Origin of the sequence: Streptomyces sp. (assembly GCF_050698815.1) — a bacterium.
In the GTDB taxonomy this organism is placed as follows: Bacteria; Actinomycetota; Actinomycetes; order Streptomycetales; family Streptomycetaceae; genus Streptomyces.
This window is the reverse complement of record NZ_JBOHCV010000036.1, coordinates 1-7,386: the sequence shown is the minus strand read 5'-3', so window position 1 is coordinate 7,386 and position 7,386 is coordinate 1. Positions and strand designations below refer to the sequence as shown.

Genomic DNA, 7,386 nt, shown 5'->3' with positions numbered 1-7,386 from the left:
TCGCTGACATCGAGCATTGGGGGCACGGGGGCTCCTGGCGTTCGGTTCTTGTCCGTATGAACAACGGGCGATCCGTGGTTCCGGTCACGCTCGAGGGCGGGCGGAATCCGGACAGCGGCCCCGTCGGTGCGACCGGAAAGACTTCCGTAACGGCGTAAACCAGGTGGTTCCGGGATCTGGATCACGATGTCGGAACTCTTCTGGAACAGGTTCGTGCTAGCGGTGGCCATCGGCCAACCTATACACCCCTAACCGGGTCTAGCTGGGTAAGACGGGCGGTAGGGGACTGAACGCGACGAAGGTGCGAGGGCTGGGGCAAATGCACATCTCGTTTCTGATCAACAGCGGGTACGGCATGGGGGGAACGATCCGCACCACCTTCAACCTCGCGCGGACGCTGGCCGAAGCGCACGACGTGGAAGTCGTATCGGTCTTCCGGTACCGGGACCGTCCCTTCTTCGACCCGGGCCCGGGCGTGCGGCTGCGGTCACTGATCGATCTGCGCAAGGACAGTCCGGGGTACGAGGGCGACGACCCCGAACACGCGCTCCCGGCCCGCGTCTTCCCCGCCGCCGACGGCTGTCACCCGCAGTACAGCGCGCTGACCGACCGCAGGATCGGCGCGCACCTGGCCAGGACGAAGGCGGACATCGTCATCGGCACCCGGCCCGGGCTCAACGCGCACATCGCCCGGCAGACCCGGCGCGGGCCGGTGCGGCTGGGCCAGGAACACCTCACCCTCGCCACCCACCCGGCGCGGCTGAAACTGATGCTGCGGGACACCTATCCCCGGCTGGACGCCGTCACCACCGTCACCGAGGCCGACGCCCGCGACTACCGCCGGCTGCTCCGGCTGCCCGGCGTCCGCGTAGAGGCGCTGCCCAACAGCGTGCCCGAGCCGGACGTCAGCCCCGCGGACGGCTCCGGCAAGTGGGTCGTGGCGGCCGGCCGGCTCGCCCCGGCCAAGCGCTACGACCTCTTGATACGTGCCTTCGGCATGGCCGTGGCCGAACGTCCCGACTGGGGTCTGCGGATCTACGGCAGCGGGCGCATGTACGACAAGCTGCGCGCCCTGATCGACGAACTCGGCCTGTACAACCACGTCTTCCTGATGGGCCCGGCACACCCCATCGAGGCGGAGTGGGCGAAGGGGTCCATCGGCGCCGTCACCTCCAGCCTGGAGTCGTTCGGCATGACCATCGTCGAGGCGATGCGCTGCGGGCTGCCGGTGGTGGCGACCGACTGTCCGCACGGGCCCGGCGAGATCATCCGGTCCGGCGTGGACGGGCAGCTGGTGCCCTCGGGCGACGTGGCGGCCATCTCCGCCGCGCTGCTCGGCCTGATGAACGACGACGCGCTGCGGCGCCGGATGGGCAAGGCGGCGATCACATCGGCCGCCAGGTTCGACCCCGCGCGCGTCGGCGCCCGTTACGAGGAGCTGATGACCGCTCTGCTGACCCGCCGCGGGAGCACCCTGCGCCGGGCACGCGGGGCGCTGCTCGGCGGCGCCTACGCGGCCAAGGACGCACTGGTGGGCACGGAGTTCGCACTGCACGGAGGACGGCCATGACCACACCGACCGCGCTCCCCGCCCACGCGCCGGCGGTACGGACCGTGCCGTCCGTACCGCCGGTACCCCGGCACCCGCGCGCCGACTGCACGGCCGACAGCGCCGGGGGGCTCACCTTCGACGTGCGGCTGCCGGCCGTGTCCCTCGACGCGGTGCGGGACGCGGCGCTGCTGCTGCGCCGGCGCGGCGGGGAGGAAGGGGCGGACACGGTCCGGCTGCCGCTCACGCCCGCCGGGTCCGACAGCACGCTGCGCGCCGTACTGCCCAGCATCATGACCCTGCCGGAGGGACGCTGGGACGCCTACCTGCTGTTCGGCGGCTCCGGTGAGCGGGAGCCGCGGCGGCTGCTGCCCGGCATCCATGATCTGCGCTCGCTCATCGGCCGCGTCCCCAGATCCAGCCGTACCTGGCTGGGCGTACGTATCCCTTACACCACCAAGTACGGCAACCTCACGGTGCGTTCATGGCTGCGCTGGCCGCACGCCGAGGCCGGGGAGCTGCGCGTCGCGGACGGGGGCATCGCGCTGCACGGCAGGCTGTACGGCGCACGCCTCGGCGGCACGGCCCGACTGGAGGCGTGCGCCCGCGACGCGGCGGCCACGCCGATCAGCGTGCCGGTGGCCGCCCACGCGGCCGACGCTCCCCACACGGCCGATGTGACCGGTCAGAACGACGGGCAGGGGTCGGATTTCACCGCGTGGCTGCCGCTCGCCGCGCTGTCCGCGGCGCACCCGGTGTGGGACCTGTGGCTGCGCCCGTGGGAGGGCGCGGAGCCGGTCCGCATCGGCCGGATACTCGACGACGTGGCGGACAAGAAGCGGATCTTCAGCTATCCGCCGCAGCGGGTGGCCGACGCGGACGGTGAACGCGCGGTCAGCCCGTACTACACGCGCGACAACGACCTCTCCGTGCGGGTGAGCCGGGTGGACGCGCGGTAACGACGGAGGCGGCCGGACAACGCCCCTCGAGGACAGAAGCTGTCCGCGAGGGGTGGCAGACTCGGTCCATGATGGAGACCTCGGCACGGCTGCTGCGTCTGCTGTCGCTGCTGCAAGCTCACCGGGACTGGTCCGGGGCCGAGCTGGCGGACCGGCTCGGCGTCACCGCGCGCACCGTCCGCAGGGACGTCGACAGGCTGCGCGGTCTGGGCTACCCGGTGCACTCCAGCACCGGCACGGCGGGCGGCTATCAGCTGGGCGCCGGTGCGGAACTGCCCCCGCTGCTGCTGGACGACGAGGAGGCCGTGGCCGTCGCGGTCGGCCTGCGGGGCACGGCCGGCGGCGGTGTGCAGGGCATCGAGGAGTCCTCGGCACGCGCGCTCGCCAAGCTCGAACAGGTACTGCCGCACCGCCTGCGCCGCCGGGTGAGCGCCCTCAACGCCTACACGGTTCCCATGACGCGCGCCCAGCACGGGCCCGCCGTCGAGGCGGCGGTCATCGCCGAACTCGCCCACGCCTGCCGCGATCACGAGCGGTTGCGCTTCGCGTACGAGGCACACGACGGCACCGTCACCCGCCGCGTCCTCGAGCCGCACCGGCTGGTGAGCACCTACCGCCGCTGGTATCTGGTCGGCTGGGACGTCGAACGGGCGGACTGGCGTACGTTCCGCGTCGATCGCCTCACGCTCACACCCCCGCACGGGCCGCGCTTCACCCCGCGTACGCCACCGGCCGAGGACCTGGCGCAGTGGGTGTCAGAGGGCGTGTCCGTGAACGCCTACGCCGAGCGGGCCACCGTACTGCTGCGGGCGCCGATGGAGCGGGCCGCCGACGTGGTCTCACGGTCCACCGGCATCCTGGAGGCGGTGGACGAGCACAGTTGTCTGCTGCGCACCGGTGCGCACTCGCCCGACGCGCTCGCCTTCCACATCGTGATGCTCGGCTTCGACTTCGAACTGCGGGAGCCGGCCGCGCTGTTCCCGTATCTCACAGCGCTGCGGGACCGCTTGGAACGGGCTCTGGACGGACGCTGACCCGGTGCGGCGGATGCCCTGAGCGAGTCGGTGAACCCGCCCCACCGGCGAGGGGGAGCGGGGTACCAGTTCCGCTTCCGCATTTCCCGACCCCTGTTCAGCAAGATCACGGGGAATTGCGGGGTGCTCCGGAATTCCCGATGGCACGTCAGGCGGTGATTTCCCGTACGCGAATCCGCGCGTCGGTACCCCGGCAATACGGGTCCGCACAAAGACCCCGTACGAGTGACATGAGGAACACCGGAGCACTCGGCGGTTGTTGTGACAAAGGTGTGACGAAGTGACGATACGGACCTGACTTCCGGCGATACGGCCCGCACCGTACGGTGGCTGGCATGGCACCGGAATCCGCACCACAGGACAACCCGCAGGACGAGCCCGAGAGCTATGTCGGTCTCTCCGCGGGAGCGGCCGAGGAACGTGCCCGCGAGCGTGGCTGGACCACCGTGCGGACACTCGCGCCGAACGCGATCATCACCATGGAGTACCTGACCGGGCGGCTGAACTTCGCCGTCGACGAGAGCACGGGAACGGTGGTGCGCTGCTGGCCGGGCTGACCCTGAGTGGCCGTACGCCGCCGGCGGCCGCCGGCCGGCGGCGGCCTACTTGCCGCGCGGCCCCAGCGGCGCCGTGCGCGGCTGTGTGCGGTCTCCGTAAGGGCGGCGCGGTCCGACCGGCGGTGGTGGGGTGACCGGCGCCCGCTCCGCCCGAAGCGGATGCTGACGTCCCGCGGAATGGTGCAGCCGTGCCCCGGCTACGGTCCCGGAGGAGGACGGCGTCGCCGGTGCGGCAGGCGTACGGCCTCCGACGACGGCGGCCTCACCCACCTGCGCCTCCTCCTGGGCCGTCATCTCCTCGGCTGCCAGGCCCCGCCTGGAGTGCTGCACCGGCAGTCGCGCGGTGAGGGGCGGGAGAGGCGAGGGCGCCAGGCCGGGAGTCGCGGAGCGCAACCGCTCCCGCCAGGCCATGACCAGCGCCTCGGCCCGGGCGATGGCGGGCTCCAGCCAGGGCAGTCCGAGGAGGATCAAAAGCCCCGCGGCCCAGCCGAGCAGCACATCGCTCACCCAGTGCGTACCGAGGTAGGCGGTGGTCGCGCCGACACCCAGGGCGAAGAAGGCGGCGACCACCGAAAGCACCCGGCGGGCCCGCGGCGTGGTGGCGAGGTAGGCCAGAATGCCCCAGGTCACGACGCCGTTGGCCGTGTGTCCCGAGGGAAATATATCGCCGCCGGCGAAGAGTTCGGCCGAGCCGAGAGACGTCGCGTGGTGCGGACCGAGCCTGCCCAGTCCGATTTTCACCGCGCCGACAGTGACGTTGAGAACCAGCAGGGAACCGCCGAGTACCAGCAGCGGGCGCAGCGTCCGCTGCCGCCAGGAGCGCCAGCCGAGCCAGGCGGCCACCAGCACCGCTGTCGGGCCGCGCTGCCCCAGCACGACGAAGTAGTCGAGGAGCGCGTGCACTTCCGGCCACTGCTTGTAAGGACGGAAGAGCATCACCTGCCAGTCGAGCCGCACCAGGTCTGCAGGGACCAGGACGGCGATGACAATGGCCGCGTAGAGCCCCGTTGTCGTGCCGAACAACAACTTGCGGGTTCGGCTCATCCGCGGGACTTCGCGGTTGCTCGGTCGCGCAGGCTCTTGCTCGAGTCTGGCGAGGAGTCGGTCGGTACGCACCCAATCGACGTTACAACGGCTGCGAGAGGTGCCTGTACACCGGCAGGGAGTTCGTGATGACGATGTGATGTGGAGTGTGTCTCACCAAGGTGTTTGTGCGCGTGAAATCCCGCAGCTTATCCGGGGTTCGGGCACCGCATTCCGGATGACTCGACGACCTGCCTCCACCACGTGCCTCCGAAATTCTGTTCACCGCTGGTTAATGCGGGATTCCACCTTCCTCTCCGCTCCGTATTCTCCACTCGGTTCCCTTCGTATCGCCGTCCCGTGCCAGGCCTGTTGAGGTCCTGCGGGCCGTCCTGCGGGCCGCCGTGCGTGACGACGTGGACACGGGATGCCGGGGTGGCACAAGGCGTGCCCGGATGCCCGTCGTGAGATGCGCCACGCGGTCGCCCGTACCTCCTCGCGTACCCTGGCGGCCACCCGCCCTTCCGCTCCGGGCCGCACGACGTTCCGTCCCCCCGTCGTGTGCTGGCAGAACGTCCGCCTGCTCCGGTGTTCCCCCTTGCCACGGAAGAGCGAGAGCGCGAGAGGAGGTGTGAGATGTACGGCACGACGACCACAGCCACAGCCGGGACCGGCCGGGTCGTGAACCGGTGGACCGTGCTCGTCGTCCTCTGCGCCAGCCTGCTGCTCGTCGCCGTCGACGCGACCGTGCTGCACGTCGCGGTGCCCGCCGTCTCCGGACAGCTGCGCCCGGGCTCGGTCGAACTGCTCTGGATCGTTGACACCTATCCGCTGGTCTGCGCCTCTCTGCTGATCCTCTTCGGCACCCTCGGCGACCGGATCGGACGGCGCCGCGTGCTGCTCTTCGGCTTCGCCCTCTTCGCCCTCGCCTCCGCCCTGGCCGCGTACGCGCAGACCCCCGGCATGCTGATCGCGGCCCGGGCGCTGCTGGGCGTCGGCGGCGCGATGATCATGCCGGCGACGCTGTCGATCCTGCGCCAGGTCTTTCCCGACCGCCGGGAACGGGCGCTGGCCATCGGGATCTGGAGCGCGGTCGCGGCGGTCGGCGCCGCCGTCGGGCCACTGGTCGGCGGCCTGTTGCTGGAGCACTTCTGGTGGGGCTCCGTCTTCCTGATCAACATCCCGCTGATGGCCGCCGGGCTCCTCGTCGGCCGCCGGCTGCTGCCCGAGTCCACCGGCGACCGCGAGGGCCCCTGGGACGTACTCGGCGCGCTCCTGGCCGCAGGCGGCCTCTTCGGTGTCATCCTCGGCGTCAAGCACGCGGGCGGCGGAGATCCGCTGTCACCCGGCACGGCGCTGCCGCTGCTCGCGGGCGCCGCGCTGATAGCGCTGTTCGTACGGCGGCAGCGGCGCCGCCCGTACCCGCTCATCGACGTCCGTACGGTCGCCCGTCCCGCCTTCGGCACGGCCTTGGGCTGCATCGTGCTCGCGGTGCTCGCCCTGGTCGGCCTGGCGCTGATCGCCGCGCAGTACCTCCAGCTGGTCCTCGGCCTTTCCCCGCTGCAGACCGGGCTGCGGCTGCTGCCGCTCTCGCTGGCCGCCATCGCCGCCGGGCTGGCGGGCTCCCGGCTGCTGCGGCTGCTGGGCCCGCGGCTCATGGTCGGTCTCGGCTTCGCGCTCACCGCGGTCGCCGTGCTCGGCCTGACCGCGGTGGGTCCGCAGGACCGGCCCGCGCTGCTCATCGGTGGTTTCGTGCTGCTGGGCTTCGGCCTGGAGACCACGCTCTTCGGCTGTTACGAGTCCATGCTCAGCGAGGTTCCCGCCGCCCGCGCGGGGGGCGCCGCGGCGGTCGGCGAGACCGCGTACCAGCTGGGGGCCGGCCTGGGCATCGCCCTGCTCGGCAGCGTGATGAACGCGGCCTACGCGCCCGGCGTGCGCCAGGTGCCCGGGGTGTCCGGTGCCGAGAGCGGCGCCGCCGGCAACTCGCTCGGCGAGGCGTACGGCGTCGCGGCCGGACTGGGCGGCCCCGCCGGTGAGGCGCTGCGCTCGGCGGCACGGAACGCCTTCGTGCACGGGATGCACGTCACCCTGATCGTCAGCGCCGCCCTGCTGCTGCTCGGCGCGCTCGCCGCGGTGCGGCTGCCGCGCACCATGGAGAACACGCGTGGCGCGGCGGAGGCCGAGGACGGGCAGGGCGACCGCTCCGGGGGCCACGGCGGCGGCGACCAGCCGGCCCTCGCCGGGGCTTACGCGGGGCCGCCCCG

6 protein-coding genes are annotated in these 7,386 nt (G+C 71.9%); 5 read left to right on the top strand and 1 reads right to left on the bottom strand.

Annotated elements, in window-relative coordinates; all coding sequences use genetic code 11:
* Window positions 1–319 precede the first annotated feature (319 nt).
* The 4 genes from ACRDP3_RS01315 (at window position 320) to ACRDP3_RS01300 (ending at window position 4,099) form a co-directional block, all read left to right on the top strand.
* Window positions 320–1,570 carry a glycosyltransferase family 4 protein gene (locus tag ACRDP3_RS01315; RefSeq protein WP_431514919.1) on the top strand — a complete coding sequence of 417 codons (1,251 nt, stop codon included), beginning with the start codon at window positions 320–322 and terminating at the stop codon, window positions 1,568–1,570.
* Entirely contained in the window at window positions 1,567–2,508 is a 942-nt protein-coding gene (locus ACRDP3_RS01310; RefSeq protein ID WP_431514918.1) for a hypothetical protein, read from the top strand. The genes ACRDP3_RS01315 and ACRDP3_RS01310 overlap by 4 nt, the downstream gene beginning before the upstream one ends.
* Before the next feature lie 68 nt (window positions 2,509–2,576).
* Window positions 2,577–3,542 carry a helix-turn-helix transcriptional regulator gene (locus ACRDP3_RS01305; RefSeq protein ID WP_431514917.1) on the top strand — a complete coding sequence of 322 codons (966 nt, stop codon included), beginning with the start codon at window positions 2,577–2,579 and terminating at the stop codon, window positions 3,540–3,542.
* A gap of 335 nt (window positions 3,543–3,877) precedes the next feature.
* Window positions 3,878–4,099, top strand: coding sequence for an I78 family peptidase inhibitor (locus ACRDP3_RS01300; RefSeq protein WP_431514916.1), 222 nt, complete (start codon window positions 3,878–3,880; stop codon window positions 4,097–4,099).
* 45 nt (window positions 4,100–4,144) lie between these two features.
* On the opposite strand, the gene ACRDP3_RS01295 is transcribed toward ACRDP3_RS01300, so the two are convergent.
* Window positions 4,145–5,215, bottom strand: coding sequence for a phosphatase PAP2 family protein (locus ACRDP3_RS01295; RefSeq protein WP_431514915.1), 1,071 nt, complete (start codon window positions 5,213–5,215; stop codon window positions 4,145–4,147).
* A 543-nt stretch (window positions 5,216–5,758) separates the two neighbouring features.
* Between ACRDP3_RS01295 and ACRDP3_RS01290 the strand changes: the two genes are divergently transcribed.
* A partial coding sequence (locus ACRDP3_RS01290) for an MFS transporter (RefSeq protein WP_431514914.1) occupies window positions 5,759–7,386 on the top strand: 1,628 nt, incomplete at its 3' end.